This window comes from Klebsiella sp. CB_Kp196 (genome assembly GCF_040061575.1).
Lineage (GTDB): Bacteria > Pseudomonadota > Gammaproteobacteria > Enterobacterales > Enterobacteriaceae > Klebsiella > Klebsiella michiganensis.
In genome coordinates this window covers 240,686-256,273 of sequence record NZ_JBEAFH010000081.1, presented here as the reverse complement: position 1 = coordinate 256,273, position 15,588 = coordinate 240,686, and the positions used below count along the sequence as shown (strand labels likewise).

16 protein-coding genes are annotated in these 15,588 nt (G+C 57.4%); 5 read left to right on the top strand and 11 right to left on the bottom strand.

All coding sequences use genetic code 11. The annotated features are described in order from the left end of the window. Window positions 1–20 precede the first annotated feature (20 nt). From ABLU87_RS27800 to ABLU87_RS27770, 7 genes are all read right to left on the bottom strand, one after another. Complete coding sequence (locus ABLU87_RS27800; protein ID WP_048262242.1) at window positions 21–1,724, bottom strand: ABC transporter substrate-binding protein; 1,704 nt, start codon at window positions 1,722–1,724, stop codon at window positions 21–23. Window positions 1,725–1,873: 149 nt separating this feature from the next. Further along, on the bottom strand, window positions 1,874–2,920 hold the full coding sequence (locus ABLU87_RS27795) for an ATP-binding cassette domain-containing protein (RefSeq protein WP_048262240.1): 1,047 nt from the start codon (window positions 2,918–2,920) through the stop codon (window positions 1,874–1,876). Between the two features lie 62 nt (window positions 2,921–2,982). After that, window positions 2,983–3,759, bottom strand: a complete 777-nt coding sequence (locus tag ABLU87_RS27790; protein ID WP_046878498.1) for a MetQ/NlpA family ABC transporter substrate-binding protein — start codon at window positions 3,757–3,759, stop codon at window positions 2,983–2,985. 22 nt (window positions 3,760–3,781) lie between these two features. Beyond that, complete coding sequence (locus tag ABLU87_RS27785) at window positions 3,782–4,456, bottom strand: methionine ABC transporter permease (protein ID WP_049102267.1); 675 nt, start codon at window positions 4,454–4,456, stop codon at window positions 3,782–3,784. A gap of 1 nt (window position 4,457) precedes the next feature. After that, a complete protein-coding gene (locus tag ABLU87_RS27780) occupies window positions 4,458–5,681 on the bottom strand; it encodes an SfnB family sulfur acquisition oxidoreductase (RefSeq protein ID WP_064392136.1) in 1,224 nt (407 codons plus the stop codon). Between the two features lie 272 nt (window positions 5,682–5,953). Next, window positions 5,954–6,592, bottom strand: a complete 639-nt coding sequence (locus ABLU87_RS27775) for a CatA-like O-acetyltransferase, family 1 (protein ID WP_122117986.1) — start codon at window positions 6,590–6,592, stop codon at window positions 5,954–5,956. Window positions 6,593–6,622: 30 nt separating this feature from the next. Beyond that, window positions 6,623–7,006: a VOC family protein gene (locus tag ABLU87_RS27770; protein ID WP_109240442.1), complete on the bottom strand. Its 384-nt coding sequence runs from the start codon at window positions 7,004–7,006 to the stop codon at window positions 6,623–6,625. Between the two features lie 93 nt (window positions 7,007–7,099). On the opposite strand from ABLU87_RS27770, the gene ABLU87_RS27765 reads away from it, so the two are divergent. Continuing rightward, window positions 7,100–7,870 carry a DeoR/GlpR family DNA-binding transcription regulator gene (locus ABLU87_RS27765; protein ID WP_004851588.1) on the top strand — a complete coding sequence of 257 codons (771 nt, stop codon included), beginning with the start codon at window positions 7,100–7,102 and terminating at the stop codon, window positions 7,868–7,870. A gap of 13 nt (window positions 7,871–7,883) precedes the next feature. Here ABLU87_RS27765 and ABLU87_RS27760 read toward each other — a convergent pair whose 3' ends face one another. Beyond that, window positions 7,884–8,513 (bottom strand): LysE family transporter, encoded by a 630-nt coding sequence (locus ABLU87_RS27760; RefSeq protein WP_014229623.1) that lies wholly within the window; start codon window positions 8,511–8,513, stop codon window positions 7,884–7,886. A 224-nt stretch (window positions 8,514–8,737) separates the two neighbouring features. Here ABLU87_RS27760 and ABLU87_RS27755 point away from each other — a divergent pair, with 224 nt between their 5' ends. Together ABLU87_RS27755 and ABLU87_RS27750 are read left to right on the top strand one after the other, a co-directional pair. After that, complete coding sequence (locus tag ABLU87_RS27755) at window positions 8,738–9,373, top strand: carbonic anhydrase (RefSeq protein WP_004119381.1); 636 nt, start codon at window positions 8,738–8,740, stop codon at window positions 9,371–9,373. A gap of 106 nt (window positions 9,374–9,479) precedes the next feature. Beyond that, window positions 9,480–10,286, top strand: coding sequence for an MBL fold metallo-hydrolase (locus ABLU87_RS27750; RefSeq protein WP_048262236.1), 807 nt, complete (start codon window positions 9,480–9,482; stop codon window positions 10,284–10,286). A gap of 22 nt (window positions 10,287–10,308) precedes the next feature. On the opposite strand, the gene ABLU87_RS27745 is transcribed toward ABLU87_RS27750, so the two are convergent. Continuing rightward, complete coding sequence (locus tag ABLU87_RS27745) at window positions 10,309–11,193, bottom strand: SDR family oxidoreductase (RefSeq protein WP_109240440.1); 885 nt, start codon at window positions 11,191–11,193, stop codon at window positions 10,309–10,311. Between the two features lie 373 nt (window positions 11,194–11,566). Between ABLU87_RS27745 and ABLU87_RS27740 the strand changes: the two genes are divergently transcribed. Together ABLU87_RS27740 and ABLU87_RS27735 are read left to right on the top strand one after the other, a co-directional pair. Beyond that, a complete protein-coding gene (locus ABLU87_RS27740; protein WP_025105854.1) occupies window positions 11,567–11,959 on the top strand; it encodes a YdeI family stress tolerance OB fold protein in 393 nt (130 codons plus the stop codon). A gap of 21 nt (window positions 11,960–11,980) precedes the next feature. Continuing rightward, window positions 11,981–12,130: a hypothetical protein gene (locus ABLU87_RS27735; protein WP_004851580.1), complete on the top strand. Its 150-nt coding sequence runs from the start codon at window positions 11,981–11,983 to the stop codon at window positions 12,128–12,130. A 37-nt stretch (window positions 12,131–12,167) separates the two neighbouring features. On the opposite strand, the gene ABLU87_RS27730 is transcribed toward ABLU87_RS27735, so the two are convergent. Beyond that, window positions 12,168–13,778 carry an FAD-NAD(P)-binding protein gene (locus tag ABLU87_RS27730; protein ID WP_064392180.1) on the bottom strand — a complete coding sequence of 537 codons (1,611 nt, stop codon included), beginning with the start codon at window positions 13,776–13,778 and terminating at the stop codon, window positions 12,168–12,170. Between the two features lie 182 nt (window positions 13,779–13,960). After that, complete coding sequence (locus ABLU87_RS27725) at window positions 13,961–15,535, bottom strand: carbohydrate porin (RefSeq protein WP_032749761.1); 1,575 nt, start codon at window positions 15,533–15,535, stop codon at window positions 13,961–13,963. Window positions 15,536–15,588 lie beyond the last annotated feature (53 nt).

Genomic DNA, 15,588 nt, shown 5'->3' with positions numbered 1-15,588 from the left:
TCATCCCGGCGGCCGGGGATTTACTTAACGATTTTGACATCCGGCAGGCTGCCGGTCAGGCCGTTGTAGATATCCGGTTTGAAGCCGGTGACCCGGGCGCTGCTCGCCGAGAGAATTTCACGGTAGCCGAGAAGGATCACCGGCGGGTCCTGCGCCAGTACCTGATACAGCTGGTGGTAGATAGGCTTACGTTTCTCGACGTCGAGCACCGAGTTACCTTCGGTAATCAGCTTATCGACCTGCGGGTTGTTATAGCCGGACTCTTTCGCTTCCGCGCTGTAAAAATCCCACACGCCATCATGCGGGTCGTTAAGGGTGCTGGTGCTGAACGACGCCAGATCGTAATTACCCGACTTACGCTGCGCCATCAGGGCGTTGAAATCGACGACCTGAGGTTTTAACAGGACGCCAATCTGCTGCCAGTTCTCTTTGGCGATGGGGATCAGCGCATCGTTGAGCACTTTCTTGCTCACCAGCAGCGTTAACTCCAGGCGTTTGCCCTCTTTAACGCGGATACCGTCCGGCCCCGGTTTCCAGCCGGCTTCGTCAAGCAGCTTTTTCGCCTGCGCCGGGTCATAGTGATACGGGTTTACCCCGTCGGCGTTCCAGGCCCAGGAGATCGGCGCGATAGGCTCAATCGCCACCTTGCCGTAGCCCTGGTAGACCACATCAATCAGCTTCTGGCGGTCGAGGCCGTAAATCAGCGCCTGGCGTACCTTCACGTCCTTCAACGCCGGGCGGCGGACGTTAAATTCCACCTGGCTGTAGTCGCTGGAGCCGTAAAGGTTGATGTTGGCAAAGCCGAGCATTTTCAGCTGTTCGATATCGTCAGGACGCGAGGTAAAGGCGTCGTAGTCGGTTTCACCCGTCTGGAAGAGCTGGAAGTTGGTTGACGGGTTGGTCACGCGATAGATAAAGCGCGGGGTGGGCGGCGTACCGCGATAAAAATGGCTGTTGGCGTGGAAACGAATCTCCTGGCCGGGGATGTATTTGTCGTAAACGTAGGGACCGTTGCCCAGCGGTTTGCCGTGCAGGGTGCGCAGATAGTCGAGGTTGCCGCGCTGGTAGCCTTTGCCGTAATAGGCTTTGGAGAGTACCGGACCGCCAATTTTTGCCAGCGTCGTCGCGCCCGGCTGGGTGGTGGTCACCTGCAGCGTTAAGGGGTCAAGCACTTTCAGACCGCTGACGCTATCGGCTTTCCCCGCTTTGTACTCCGCGCCGCCGGCAATATTGGCGAGCGTGATATCGGTATCGCCGTCATATTTCGGATCCAGCAGCACGGTAAGGGTAAAGGCGACATCGTCGGCGGTCAGCGGCGAACCGTCGCTAAAGGTCAGGTTGGGGCGCAGCTTGATGGTGTAGACCTTGTTATCCGGACTCACCGTCCAGCTTTCGGCGAGGCCCGGTACCAGATTGCCGTGGCTGTCCCAGTCGATCAGGCGAGAGAAAATCACGTTGGTGACGTTCTCATCCCAGCCGTTGACGAAAAAGTAGGGGTTAAAAATGCCCTGCGGCTCGGAGATGCCGGCCACGACGGTATCTTTGCGCAGCTTCGCGGCGGCGGGGATCTGGCTGGCATCGCTGGCCGGGGTGATCCCTTCTTTTAAAATGTCGTCGGCGATGGCGACCGAAGAAAATGCCACCGCGCCGCCGAGCAACGCGATTTTCAGAGCAAGCGCGAACCGCGTCTGTTTGGTTTTTAACCCGTGCAGTAGTCTGGACAAAAGTGCTCCCTCATCAAAGAATTGCGTAAAATATTTACAAATCATGACGAAAGATAAGAGGCGCACCGCGCACTGTCTAACACCGAAAAGCTATGGCTTATAGCGATTTAGCATTAGCAATAATTCAGCATTAATCTGTCATTTTTGCGCTAAGCGCCAGCATTCTCTGCTGTCGGTTCGCCGGAGAAGGTCAGGCGGTCTGCTACCCAGCCGGCATGCTGCGCTAAGCGCTGATTTGCCAGCGGTGTCGCCAGGCGTACCCGCAGCTGGCCAATCACCCGTCCCTGAATCTGCTCGCAGCTGCCGTAAAGCAGGCGAGCATCGTCGCCCAGCAGGGCGGCGATATGCTGTAAGTTGGGTTCATGTCCGCTGCTGCCGTCAAAATGCAGCGTGACCAGCTGCTGATTTCCGCTCAGCGGCGGACGCTCGTCCGGGCGGTCATGGTGCAGCGTGCCGAGCAGGCTTTGGGTGACTTCGTGCCGGGGATGGCCAAATACTCGCCACACCTCCCCCTGTTCGATAATTTCTCCGCGCTCAAGCACCGCGACCCGGTCGCAGAGGGTGCGAATGACGTCCATCTCATGGGTGATCAGTACGATGGTCAGACCGAGGCGCTGATTAATCTCTTTTAGCAGTTTCAGCACCGCAAGGGTATTTTCCGGGTCGAGGGCCGAGGTGGCTTCGTCGCACAGCAGGATCTCCGGCTGCGTAACCAGCGCGCGGGCGATGCCGGTACGCTGCTTTTGTCCCCCGGAAAGCTTAGCCGGCCAGCTGTCGCGCAGGGCGCTGAGGCCGACCAGCGCCAGGATCTCATCGACCCGTCGCCGCCGCTCCGCTCGCGGTACCCCGGCCATTTTCAGCGGCAGCTCAACGTTCTGCGCCACCGTTTTGGTGGCCATCAAATTAAAGTGCTGGAAGATCATCGCGACCCGGCGGCGCAGGTCGCGCAGCTGGCTGCGGGAGTAGTGCCGCGTATGCTCGCCGTGAATGATAATTTCACCGCTATCGGCATTTTCCAGGCGGTTGAACAGGCGCAGCAGGGTTGATTTTCCGGCGCCGCTGCGCCCGATAATGCCGAAGATTTCTCCCTGCGCGATCTGCAGATTAATATCCCGCAGCGCCTGCACGCCGTTGGGGTAGGCTTTACTTATCTGGCTTAGCTGAATATGCGTTGTGGCGTTGGGTTTTTGCGTCACGATAGCGGCTCTGTTAACGAAATTAAGCGGCAGCCCGCAGGCTGCCGATGAACATCCGGCGATTAAAAACCGGGCAAAATTTTGCCTTTATAGCGGGTGAGAATAAAGCTGCGCACGCGGTCTGAGTTCAGGGCTTTCGCCAGCTTCTGAATGCCGGGATCGTTGATGTTGTCGGGACGCGCCACCAGATACTCGACGTACAGGTCGCTGCCTTTTTCCACCAGCAGCGCCTTGTCGGTATCAATTCCGGCCTCCAGCGCATAGTTGGCGAAGATAAACGCCAGATCGACCTGATTCACCGCCCGCGCCAGCATTGCGCCTTCCAGCTCGCGAATTTTAAAATGGTGCGGATTAGCGGTGATATCTTTGGTCGCCGACTGCGGATCCTGCGGGTTTTTCAGGGTAATCAGCCCGGCATTGCTGAGCATCACCAGCGCGCGGCCGGTATTCACCGGATCGTTCGGAATGGCAACGGTGGCGCCATCCGGTACCTCTTTGAGCGTTTTATATTTACTCGAATAAGCGCCAAAGGGTTCAATATGCACGCCGACCACCGGAAGCAGATGGGTATGGCGGGTCTGATTGTAGTTATCAAGGAAAGGGCGGTACTGGTAGTAGTTGGCGTCGAGATTTTTCTCCGCCAGCTGCTGGTTAGGCTGGATAAAGTCGTTAAAGACTTTAATTTTCAGATCGACCCCCTGTTTCGCCAGCTCGGGCTTCACGAACTCGAGAATTTCGGCATGGGGGACCGGCGTTGCGCCCACGGTCAGCGTCTCATTGGCGCTGGCGGACAGGGAGAAAAGGGCCAGAAGCCCCGCTGCGAGGATTGTTTTTTTCATTGTCTTATTCCTGAAGCTATTGTTATTTGCGGCTCATCGCCTTCACCAGACGATCGCCGCTCATTTGTACTATCTGCACCAGCGCAATCAGCAGCAGAACGGTAATCGCCATGACGTCCGTCTGGAAGCGCTGATAGCCAAAGCGGATGGCCAGGTCGCCCAGCCCGCCGCCGCCGATGACCCCGGCCATCGAGGTGTAATCCACCAGTAAAATCGCGGTCACGGTCACGGCGGCAATCAGCCCGGCGCGCGACTCCGGCAGCAGGGTGTGCCAGATAAGCTGCCAGGCGTTGCCGCCCATCGACCAGCTGGCCTCCACCAGGCCGTGCTCCACCTCGCGCAGCGCGGTCTCGACCAGCCGGGCAAAGAAGGGCGCGCAGCCGACAACCAGCGGCGGGATGGTGCCTTCAACGCCGAGCGAAGTGCCGGTAATCAGCGTCGTCACCGGGATCATCACGATCAATAAAATGATAAACGGCAGCGATCGCAGGACGTTGACCCCCAGCGACAGCAGGCGATAGAGGCGCGGCGCGTGAAGCAGGCGAGGCTGGCCGCTGAGATAGAGCACAATCCCCAGCGGCAGGCCAATCAGCACGGTAAAGCCCAGCGACCAGCCCAGCATGGTCAAGGTATCGACGCTGGCCTGCGCCACGTCGCCCCAGTCGATATTCGCGAAAAAAGCCAGCGCGCGGTTCATCTCAGTTCCAGTCATGGCGTTGCGGACGAATGCCGTTGAGCACCCAGTTGCCCAGCAGCTGATATTTCCAGCGCACCGGGTCGTGCAGGGTGTGGACGCGCCCGTTGCGCCAGTGGCGATCAAGATTGAGGGCGATGCTGGTCGAGCGAGTGCCGCTAAGCTCAAACAGGCGGCTGGCGGCTTCCAGCGCCGCTTCGGTGGTAAAGACCTTGGCGCGCGCCACGGCGATAGACGCCTGGGCGACGTTATCCTCGCTCAGATCGTATTTATACCGGTCGAGCACCTTCCCGGCCCGCTCCAGCAGCGCGTCGGCGGCCGCCAGGCGGCTGTCAAGCTGGCCTATCTGATAGATAGTCAGCGGATCTTCGCTGGCGTGCTCAACGCCGGCATCAATCCACGGCCGGGCGAATTCGCTGACAAAGCTTACCGTATCGCTAAGCGCCGCGCGGGCGATCCCCAGATCGATGGCGGCGGTGGTGAGCTGGGCAAACGGCCCGGCAAGGGTTGGCGTCGCGTAGGATTTCCACGTCGGGAACAGGTGGAAAGGCTCGACGGCCAGATCCTCCGCCAGGACCGTCCCGCTGGCGGTGGTGCGCTGGCCGAGGCAGGCCCAATCGTCGATGACCGTCAGCCCTGCAGATTCGCGCGGAACAAACGCCAGCTGCGCGTTATTCTCCGCATCCAGCGCCAGAATGCCGATCCAGTGGGCGTAAAGAGATCCGGTGCAGTATCCTTTACGACCGGTGATGCGCAGACCGCGATCGCTGGCCTCCAGGCGGGTGCGGATATCAAGCACCGTCTTACCGCCGGTCTCAGAAAGGGCATTGGCGAAGCGATAGCCTTTCAGCACCTGAGCGAAGAAAAAGGCCTGCTGCGCTTCGCTGCCCTGCAGACGAATATCCTCCAGCAGGCAGTAGTGGTTCTGCGGGATTTGCCCCAGCGACGGGTCGGCGGCGGAAATAATCGCAATCACCTGAGCCAGCGTCGCGGCAGAAACCTCGGCTCCGCCCCACTGCCGCGGGACGGTAATCCCCCACAGGCCGCTGTTGGAGTAGGTATCGATAATCTCCGGCGGCACGCTGCCGCTGCGATCGCGTTGCGCCGCGTCGGGCTGCAGTACCGCCGCGATCTCATGGGCGATGGCGATCGCTTCGTCATCGCTGCGGATAACGTATGCCTTTGGCGTCTGGCGGGTATAGCGAAGGGTTAGTTTTTCGTCGGGCATAGTCACATCTCACGGTTCAATAAACGGTATATGCAAAAAATAACTATCTAAATAGTTAATAATTCCTGTGGGTTATATGACAGCTAAAGCAAAGGCTATGCCAGAACGCATTTCATTTTTAATGTTTATTAATCAGTGAGATAGGTTTTGTGGAAAGCGCGCGGGCTGCTGCAATTGCAACCTGAGGCAACCCGCGTGTTGGATTTGCAGCAGCGCAGGGAGGGGAAGCCACCCCGGGAAAGGTCGGGGCAGGGGAATGACAGGGACGATATTTATTCTGCCTGCCAGAGGGTCTCCGGCTCGGCGAACCCCTCTTCGACTCGGGCAAAGAAGCGGCTGGCGTGCAGGCCGTCAACAAAGGCGTGATTGAATTTGCCCGCCACCGGGATGATGCCGTTTTTCAGCTTGCCCCAGGTGAGGGCGGGCACCGCCGCGCCGACGTAATACTCCGCGTGAGTGATGGCGCTGAAATGCAGCCACGGCAGGCAGCTGGCGCAGAAGAAATTCTCGCCGTCGACGATAAGCGGCGCCGGCGCGGTATGTTTCGCCGCTTCAATGTTCGGCGTGGCGGCATGGCTGAAGGCGGCAAAATCGGCGGCGTTGTCGCACCAGACCTGGCGAAAGCCTTCCTGGGCGGTCATCACCGGCGTCATTACCGCCAGCTGGTCATATTCGATAATATCGTCGCCCAGCAGCCGCTGTTTCAGCTGCGGCACCCCGTTCGCCGCGCGAACCAGGGCGTAGAGCGCCAGCTGGAAAAACGAGACGCCGCGATCTTTCGCGCACTCATATAGCCGCTGTGCCTCGACAGGAACGCAGAGATTAAAGCTGGGGTTGGCAAAACCGCGATAAAAATCAAAATGATCTTTTCGCGGCCAGTTTTGTTTGTCGATTACGCGATAGTTGGCCACGGGCGTCTCCTGTTGAGTCAGTGCCTGATACTATGCGACGATTTCAATCAGGTTGCCATCGGGGTCTTTAATCACCGCTTCATAATAGCCATCGCCGGTGGTCCGCGGCGGCGAGACCAGAATCCCCTGCGCGGCGGCGCGGTTTGCCAGCGTATCGACCTTTTTAGCGCCGCCAACGGTAATCGCCAGGTGTACCCAGCCGGTGTGGTTGTTATCCGCCGTCTGCGCGACAAGCCCCGGCTTGGTCATCAGCTCAATGGCAATGCCGTCGCCAATCTTGACAAAAAAGGACTCAAAGCCCGGGTTGGTTTGGCTGCAGTACTTCTCATTAATCTCGCCGTCGAAGAAGGCCACCCAAAAGCGGGCCTGTTGCTCAAGCTGGCGGGTCCATAGGGCGATGTGGGCAATTTTCATAGCAAACCTCTTTATAGGGTGTATTGACAGTCAGGGTCTGAATGCACGATCATGCACTTTGTTGCTCGATGAAGATTTTATCAGGAGTTATTTGTGCTCGATTATGCTGCTTTTCCTAAACAACGACAAGCGCTTATTTGCCAGATCCTGCAGGAGAACGGCAGGGTGGTTTGCGCCGAACTCGCCAGCCGCCTTAACGTCTCCGAGCATACTATTCGCCGTGATTTACATGAACTTAGCCGCGAAGGGTACTGTAAAAAGGTCTACGGCGGCGCGGTGATGACCCTGCCGGAGGCGGGGGACTATAGCGAGCGCAAAGAGAAAAATACGGCGACAAAAAGCAGGATCGCGCAGAAGTGCGCAAAGCTGGTGAAGCCCGGCGGCTGCATTTTTATCGATACCGGCACCACCAACCTGGCGATGGCGGAAGCGCTGCCGGCGGAGCTGGCGTTAACGGTGGTCACGAATTCTCCCGAGATCGCTGCCGTACTGCTCAAAAAACCGCTGTATGACGTGGTGATGCTTGGCGGTCAAATCCAGCGGGCCAGCGGCGGCTGCGTGGGCGCCTCCGCCGTGGCGCAGATTCAGGGCATGCTCTTCGATCAGGGATTTATCGGCGGCTGCGCCATGGCGCCTGAGTCCGGTCTGACGGGCTTTGACTACGCCGACTGTGAATTTAAAAAAGCGGTGATAAAACAGTGCAGCGAAATCATCGTCGGCCTGACCTCGGACAAAATCCCGGCGGTGGCGCGCTTTGTGGTGGTCGAAAGCAGCGCCATTGACGTGCTGGTGGTCGAGGAGAATATCAGTCGCGAATATCGCGACGCGTTTAGCGAACACGATATTCGTATTTATACCGTTTAAACGGTTTGCTGGCCTACTTTGACAGCGAAGTGGCAATCAGGCGCAGGCCGAGCGCACCCAGCACGGTGGCGGTGACGATATCGATCTTACGCTTCATGCGCAGGTAGACGCTGCGCGGTCGCGCGGAAGAGAGCACCAGGGCCACCAGCGAATACCAGCTGACGTCAATCAGGAAGCTCATCAGCGGCACGATATAGTAAAAGGCCAGCGGGATACGCTCCGGCAGCAGGGCGGTAAAAATAGAGGCGAACACCAGCGCCGTTTTTGGGTTGCTGAGCTGGGTATAGAGGCCATCGCGGAAGGTTTTCAGCAGGGAATGTTCCGCCGCCATGCCGCCTGCCGCAAAATCCATCGGCTGCGCCGCGCCGCGGTAGATTTTATACCCCAGCCAGAGCAGATAGAGGCCGCCCGCGACCTTCAGGCCAATAAACATTTCCGGCACTGCCGTCAGCACTTTTTGCAGCCCCATCATGGCCATAATCGAAAAGATAGCCGCCCCCGTCCCGGTTCCCAGCGCGGTGACCAGACCATGCATCCTTGAGCGCGCAACGGCGTTGCGGGCCACGTAAATAAAGCTTGGGCCGGGGCTGATCACGCCCATAATGAGTACGGCGGCAATGGCCATCAGGCTGGATAAAAACATAAACGCTCCTGGTTGATGTTGAGCGCTAAAGTCGCATCCGGCTCCCGCTCATGATTGTTTCACCGTCAAAAAATAAACAATCTTTAGCGCGCTGTCACCCGACTTTACGGCGCGATGTTTCATCGCCTGTTCGAATAACGATTCCCATTTCGCGCGTCGGTGATAAACTGGCTAAATGTGATCTTTGTCATATCGTCATTAAAACAGAGAAAAGAGACACTGCTATGCAACATATCATTGAGGGCTTCCTCAACTTCCAGAAAGAGATTTTCCCGCAACGTAAAGAGCTCTTCCGCAGCCTGGCCTCCAGCCAAAATCCTAAAGCGCTGTTTATCTCTTGTTCCGATAGCCGCCTGGTGCCGGAGCTGGTGACCCAGCAGGAGCCGGGCCAGCTGTTTGTGATCCGTAATGCCGGGAATATCGTGCCCTCTTTCGGTCCTGAGCCGGGCGGGGTTTCCGCGACGATCGAGTATGCCGTCGTGGCCCTGGGCGTGACCGATATCGTCATTTGCGGCCACTCCAACTGCGGCGCGATGAAAGCCATCGCCACCTGCCAGTGCCTGGACCCCATGCCTGCCGTTTCCCACTGGCTGCGCTACTCCGATGCGGCGAAAGCCGTCGTGGAGAAGAAAACCTGGGCCAACGAGACCGATAAAGTCAACGGTATGGTGCAGGAAAACGTTATCGCCCAACTGAACAATATTAAAACCCACCCGTCGGTTGCCGTGGGTCTGCGGGATAGCACGTTGCGTCTGCACGGCTGGTTCTACGATATTGAAAGCGGTGACATTCGCGCTCTGGATAAAAACAGCAAAACCTTTGTGTCGCTGTCGGAAAACCCTGACGTTTATTTCGAATAAACTTCTCTTTCAGGGCACGGAAGCCCTGAGATGCTCACCTCCTGCCATAAATTCCCTGTCTGCCATACTCATTACGGCTCCCTGAATGATTTCTTAAGGAGAAGTGATGATTAAGCTGTGCGCAACCTGCGGGACGTCTTATGACGATCGCGGCAACACCCTGAACCATTGTCGTATCTGTGAGGATGAACGCCAGTACGTCCCGGCCAGCGGGCAGGTCTGGATCAATCCAGACGATCTGAGCGAGACGCATACGAATACGTGGCAGCAGCATAACGATCGGCTGTTGAGTGTCAGGACGGTACCGAAATTTGCAATCGATCAGCGCGCGTTTCTGCTGCTAACGCCGCAGGGGAATATTCTCTGGGACTGCATCGCCAATCTTGATGCCGCCAGCAAAACGCTGATTACCGCCCTGGGCGGGATAAACGCGATCGCCATCTCCCATCCTCATTACTACACCACGATGCAGGACTGGGCCGACGCCTTTAATGCGCGAATTTATCTCCACGCCAGCGATCGCGAATGGATTATGCGCGATAGCCCGGCCATCACGCTATGGGAAGGAGATGCGCTGGAGATCCTCCCGGCGGTGCGGCTGCTGCGCCTGGGAGGCCATTTCGCCGGAGGAACCGTTCTGCACTGGGCGAAAGATGACGGTATTATGCTGGCGGGCGATATTATCCAGGTGACGCCGGGGGCGCGCGCCGTTTCGTTTATGTGGAGCTATCCCAATTTGCTGCCGTTGGCGGCCGCCAGCGTGGAGAAGATCGTTGAACGTCTGGGCGATACGCCTTTCGGGGCGCTGTACGGCGCCTTTAAGGGGCAGAACGTCCCCAAAAATGCCCGGCAGATCGTTCTGGACTCAGCGCAGAAATACCTCGCCTGTCTTAAGACGACGGCGCACCGCTGAGGGGCGCGCCGCCGCGCGGGATTTACAGCACGCCGTCGCCGCCGTCGGAGCACCACACCTGGCCGGAGGTGAAGGAGCAGGCATCAGAGGCAAGGGTAACGTACAGCGGCGCAATCTCTACCGGCTGCCCGGGACGCCCCAGCGGCGTATCGGCACCGAACTGACGCACCTTCTCATCCGGCTGGCCGCCGCTTGACTGCAGCACCGTCCAGTAGGGACCGGGGGCGACCGCGTTTACCCGGATACCCTTCGGCCCCAGCTGTTTGGCCAGCGATTTCGTGAACGCCACCAGGCAGGCTTTGGTTTGCGCGTAGTCCAGCAGGATGGGGCTCGGCTTAAAGGCCTGGACGGATGAAGTATTAATAATCGCGCTGTGTTCTTTAAGATGTCGCAGGGCGGCTTTGGTGATCCAGAAGGCCGCATAAACGTTGGTTTTGAAGGTGGCGTCAAAGTCGGCGGTGGTGAGTTCTTCCAGTGATTCGCAATATTGCTGGCGTCCGGCGTTATTGACCAGAATATCCAGCCCTCCGAGTTCGCTGGCGGCCTGTTCCACCAGGGTTTCGCAGAAGGATTCGTCGCGCACATCTCCCGGAATCGCGACGGCTGTACGTCCTTCGGCCTGAATCAGGGCAATCACGGTTTCCGCATCGGACTCCTCTTCCGGCAGATAGTTTATCGCCACATCGGCGCCTTCGCGGGCGAAGGCGATCGCGACCGCGCGCCCAATCCCGGAATCGCCGCCGGTAATCAGGGCGCGCTTACCGGCGAGCCGCCCGGAACCGACATAGCTCAGCTCACCGTGATCCGGCTGCGGCTTCATCTCTTCGGCAAGACCCGGCGGCGATTGCGGCTGGTCAACAAAGGGGGGACGGGGATACTTCGCGGTATTGTTAGCGCTGTCGCTCATACTGACCTCCTCGTGTTAAAAGAGTAAGCGTAGTTGCCTGGCCAGCCTGCCGTGGAATATTGAAGAATAATTGAACGGCTTCGCTGTTATAATTTTGGCGCTTTGATTCCTCTCCCATCGGTAATTTACTGATTGCCGGGAAACTTTTCAAAATGAGAGGCGCCAGCGGCGTTTGGCATTTTAGGATTATTCTATCGCAAGCCTGACGGTATATTTAGCGCCTTTTTAATGCTGTCCGGCGCGCATATTTACGCGGGCGGTGAAGTCGTTAAAAATATTTCCCGGGCGACTCACCAGGTACGGAACTTGTGAAAATGAACATCAGCAACCAGACTTATTAAGACAAGACAAAAATATGCCGGAGGTATGGTTGATGAAAAAATTACTGCCCGTTATTTTCTGTGCGCTGATGGCTCAGGGCGTTTATGCCGCGGACGACGGGGGATTTAAAAAAGATGCCGCTCCGCCGCCGCCGCATAAAATTGACGATGGCTACCGCGGGACGGAGGACGGACGAATTATGACCGTGCGCCAGGCCCTGGAAATGCACGATGGGGCAACCATCTCATTACGCGGCAATCTTATCGAGCAGCACGGTAACGACCGCTATAGCTTTCGCGATAAAACCGACACCATCGCAGTGATTATCCCCGCCGCGGTTTTTGATGGCCGCGAAGTGAAGCCCGATCAGATGATCAGCATCAACGGCAGCCTCGATAAAAAAATGACGCCGCCGGTAGTGCGGGTGGACCGGATCCAGAAATAACCGCTCAAGCAGGAGGAATTGATGTCCGTACAGCATCCAGCCGACCCGGATAAACGGGGCCGTCATCCGTCGAAAGAGGACCCGCGCGAGCAGGGGGAAGTGCCGCGTAAAAGAGACGACAGCGAAGATCATAAAAAAGATCCCTGGCATCCCCAGCCTGAAAAGCGTTAAAAATAGCCGCCCGTCAACGGGCGGCTATTTTTCTTTCCTAAAGATCGAGCGGGGATAAACGCCTGCGCGAGCGGCTTGCCGGCTGGGATATCGCTTTCGCTATCGCCGCGCCGATCTCCGCGCAGGCGGTGATACCCTGAACGAAAGGCTGATCGTGCATCAGCCAGGGAATGGCGGCGAACGCGATGCGCCCGCGTACTTCGGGCGGTTCCCGCAACGTATAGTCGTCTCCGACCTCAGGAATCTCTTCTCCGGTCGCCAGCAGCTGCTCCCTTAAATGCGGGAAGGGAAGATCTTTATTTTTCAGCGGCTTTTGCCCTCTGGCATCAATAAATACATCAAACGTATAGCGATTTTGTTCGCTGGTAATCACCGTTTTTTCCTGCTCTACCGCCATCTCATAGTCATGCCCTAAGGCGAGAATAGTGATGACGCCCGCTTCGCGCAGCGCCAGCAGCCGGCGGATAGACTCTGAAGGAATGGCGGCATAGCAGTCGATAAAGACCCGCGCAAGGCCATTTTTGAAACGCTCCCGGTCATGGTCATTAAGGTGAGGCACCATCGCCTGAACGGCTTCATGCAGCCGCAGGATCGCGTAGCGCCAGGGAACCGTATATCGCGCGCGTTTGTTGCGCTCAACCTCTTCAAGGTTATCCAGCGCCCAGTGGAACGGATTATGCTGCTGGCGTTTAGCAAACCACGCCTCGCTGAAGCTGTCGGCGTTAAGGCTGTGAAGGGCGATATTTTCGCTCCATAGGGGGTCGGCAAGCGTGATTTCCTGCGCCATCAGCTCAAAGACGCGATCGAGCAGACCGTCGCTGCCCGCGGCGATGGCTTGCTCCATCGCGCTTTCGCTGACGATGCTCAGCGGCTCCCAGGGAATAGGGCAGTAAAAATCCGCTTCCGGCAGAATGCCGGAGCGCGACATCAGCGCGATGCTTAGCGCCTCGCTTGCCTCGTCCAGCCTGAAGGCGAGGGCGTCATCGTCGGACCCGATAAACCGACCGTGCTGGACGGCGACGGCCATCGCGGCGTCAATTCCGCTTAGCGAGGTGCCCATAATGCCCACCCGGCAAGGGGGAATGCTGGCCTCCATGAGGCCAGACCACGGGCTGGGAAACCAGGTGCGGGTCGACTCTTCTTCATCGGGCCAGACGTGTCCGGTGGCGATCACCGCGAGGTCAAAGGCTTCGGCGACCGGCTCATCCTCAACCCACAGTCTGACCCCTTCTTCGGTCGCCTGCAGGTCGCTGACCCGGCAGGACTCATTGACCCGGATGCGAAAGCCCTGCTCCCTGGCCTCTCCGACCAGCGCAAGAAACTGGTCGCGAAAGTATTCACCCAGCAGGATGCGCGGTAAAAATTGACGATCGTGCAAAGCGTCGTAATCCACGCCGTAGCGCGCAAGGCGCGTCCGGCTCTGGGCTTTCAGCCAGTCGAGATAGCTGCTCTGAATGGGGGGGATTTCAATGCTGGCGATATTGGCCAGCATCATGCGCGAATTCTCTTCATCGCTGTAGGGCATGCCCACGCCCGCTTCCTCGGCCTGCTCGTAAATTGACACGTCCAGCGGCTCGCCCTGTTTGAGTAATGAGAACAGGGTATAAATTCCGGTTGGACCTGCGCCGATAATGGCAATTTTCTTCATAATGACTGACCCGCCGTTGTTGTTATCACATTTGTTGTCGGTGGCCTTCCGCCAGTTGAAAAGCTCCACGATAGATCATTTCCGGGTAACGGAAATCTGGCCCAATAATTGTGGTTCAAAATGAGGAAGAGGGCCAATTGCTGGCGCGCCTCTTCCTCGGGGTTAGTCAAAGAGGCAGGCTTTCAGAACCAGGTTTCGAGCTGGGCGCCGAAGAATAACGTCCCCGCGCTATGGTATCCGGCGCTGCCGAAGGTGTCCGTCGAGGAGTAGTCATCCAGCGATTTGTCCCAGCGCATCCAGGTGGCAAAAAAGCGGATTTCCGGGCGTTCAAAGAAGTCCGTCACGTTCTGCATCTTGAAAGTAGGAGCAAACGTCAGCTTGTAATAGCTGCCGCTGGCAGCTCTGTTGCCATTAAAGCCTTTCGGATCGATATCCATATACTGATAGCTGGTTTCGTACTGCAGGGCGAAGTTCTGATTAATCTGCTGAATTATTCTCGCGTTCAGGGTCACCCAGTCGTAATGGTCTGAATCGATATAGCGGCTATTGCTGCTTTGGGCGACGATCAGCGGCGCGAAGCTCAGCCTGTCGGTGAGGGACGTTGTCCCGTAAGAGGCAAACTTGACGGTCCATGCCGGGTTTATCAGATAGCCGTCGGAGCCCGGGCCGCGAACCTCCGCTCCCAGCGCGCGGCCATAAAGCAGGGCCGTTTTGGTACTGCCGGGACGCAGGCCGTAGAAGCTGTCGCCATGGTACGCCAGCATGGTGTTGAACCCCTGCGAGGCCGCTTTATCCGACGCCAGGCCATCGTTAATGCGTTTATCGTTGTCCTGCGAGTATAACCCGTTGAGCATCCACTGCCAGCTGTCCAGCCGGTTATTCAGCGAGAAGGTGTAGTTTTGAATATAGGTGTTATCCGCGCCGGTCATGTTGTTATATTCAACGTTGTCCATCGTATCGATATCGTTGAAATTACGCCCGTATACGGCGAGATTGGTTTTGATATCGCCCCACAAGTTCACGTCATAAATACCTGCGCCGGTACCGATTAAATTCATCATATCGGAATCAAGCCAGTGAATATCAAAGTTATCCCGGTCTTCACGCTTGCCGGCCCACAGCGTGGCCTGTTTAAATGCGCCGCTAAACGAAGGCATATCGCTCATTTCGACAAACGCCTGCCGTACGTTCATCTGACCGTTGAATGAACTGTCGGTATTATACGTTTTATCCCACTCGGCGATTTTCATGTAATAACGCAGCTGGCTGTTATTATCATATTTTCGCCGGTAGTTGATATCGGCGGTTACGTAGGTATCTGATTCATTGCCCAGGCGCCCGACGCTGCCGCCGGTACTGCCCGCAGGCGTCAGAGAGGGGCCTACGGTGCTGGTGGTGCCTTTGCTGGTCAATATTCCGCTGCGCGCGTAGCCGCCGAATTTAATCTCCCGATCCTTCTCTTGTGCGATAAGAGGCTGCGACGGTTTACTTTTTATTCGCGCCAGGTCTTGCTCGGTTTGCTGTTCGACAAACTGTAATCTTTCTTGCGCGCGCGCCGCGTTTTTTTCGGCGCTGGCCGCTCTTTTTTCCGCAGCGTCTATTTTTCGCGTCGCATCCTGTAATTGGATGCGCGACTGTTTTAATTCGGCCTCAAGCCTTTCGAGTCGGGCGTTAATTTCATTCAGGGTCGTATCCGCCGCAGCGGCGGATGCTGGCAAAGCCAGCGCGCAGAGCGTAAGCATATAGGCTTTCATCATTAATACCTGTACAGGGGTAGCTGTGCTCTGGACGCGCGGGCGCAGAGCACAGG

Bases quoted from the DNA above. Each gene is read 5' to 3' on its own strand.
- ABLU87_RS27755 (WP_004119381.1), top strand. From the start codon at position 8,738: ATGCAACATATCATTGAGGGCTTCCTCAACTTCCAGAAAGAGATTTTC.
- ABLU87_RS27730 (WP_064392180.1), bottom strand. From the start codon at position 13,778: ATGAAGAAAATTGCCATTATCGGCGCAGGTCCAACCGGAATTTATACC.
- ABLU87_RS27790 (WP_046878498.1), bottom strand. From the start codon at position 3,759: ATGAAAAAAACAATCCTCGCAGCGGGGCTTCTGGCCCTTTTCTCCCTG.
- ABLU87_RS27740 (WP_025105854.1), top strand. From the start codon at position 11,567: ATGAAAAAATTACTGCCCGTTATTTTCTGTGCGCTGATGGCTCAGGGC.
- ABLU87_RS27780 (WP_064392136.1), bottom strand. From the start codon at position 5,681: ATGCCCGACGAAAAACTAACCCTTCGCTATACCCGCCAGACGCCAAAG.
- ABLU87_RS27785 (WP_049102267.1), bottom strand. From the start codon at position 4,456: ATGAACCGCGCGCTGGCTTTTTTCGCGAATATCGACTGGGGCGACGTG.
- ABLU87_RS27725 (WP_032749761.1), bottom strand. From the start codon at position 15,535: ATGATGAAAGCCTATATGCTTACGCTCTGCGCGCTGGCTTTGCCAGCA.
- ABLU87_RS27735 (WP_004851580.1), top strand. From the start codon at position 11,981: ATGTCCGTACAGCATCCAGCCGACCCGGATAAACGGGGCCGTCATCCG.
- ABLU87_RS27750 (WP_048262236.1), top strand. From the start codon at position 9,480: ATGATTAAGCTGTGCGCAACCTGCGGGACGTCTTATGACGATCGCGGC.
- ABLU87_RS27770 (WP_109240442.1), bottom strand. From the start codon at position 7,006: ATGAAAATTGCCCACATCGCCCTATGGACCCGCCAGCTTGAGCAACAG.
- ABLU87_RS27760 (WP_014229623.1), bottom strand. From the start codon at position 8,513: ATGTTTTTATCCAGCCTGATGGCCATTGCCGCCGTACTCATTATGGGC.
- ABLU87_RS27745 (WP_109240440.1), bottom strand. From the start codon at position 11,193: ATGAGCGACAGCGCTAACAATACCGCGAAGTATCCCCGTCCCCCCTTT.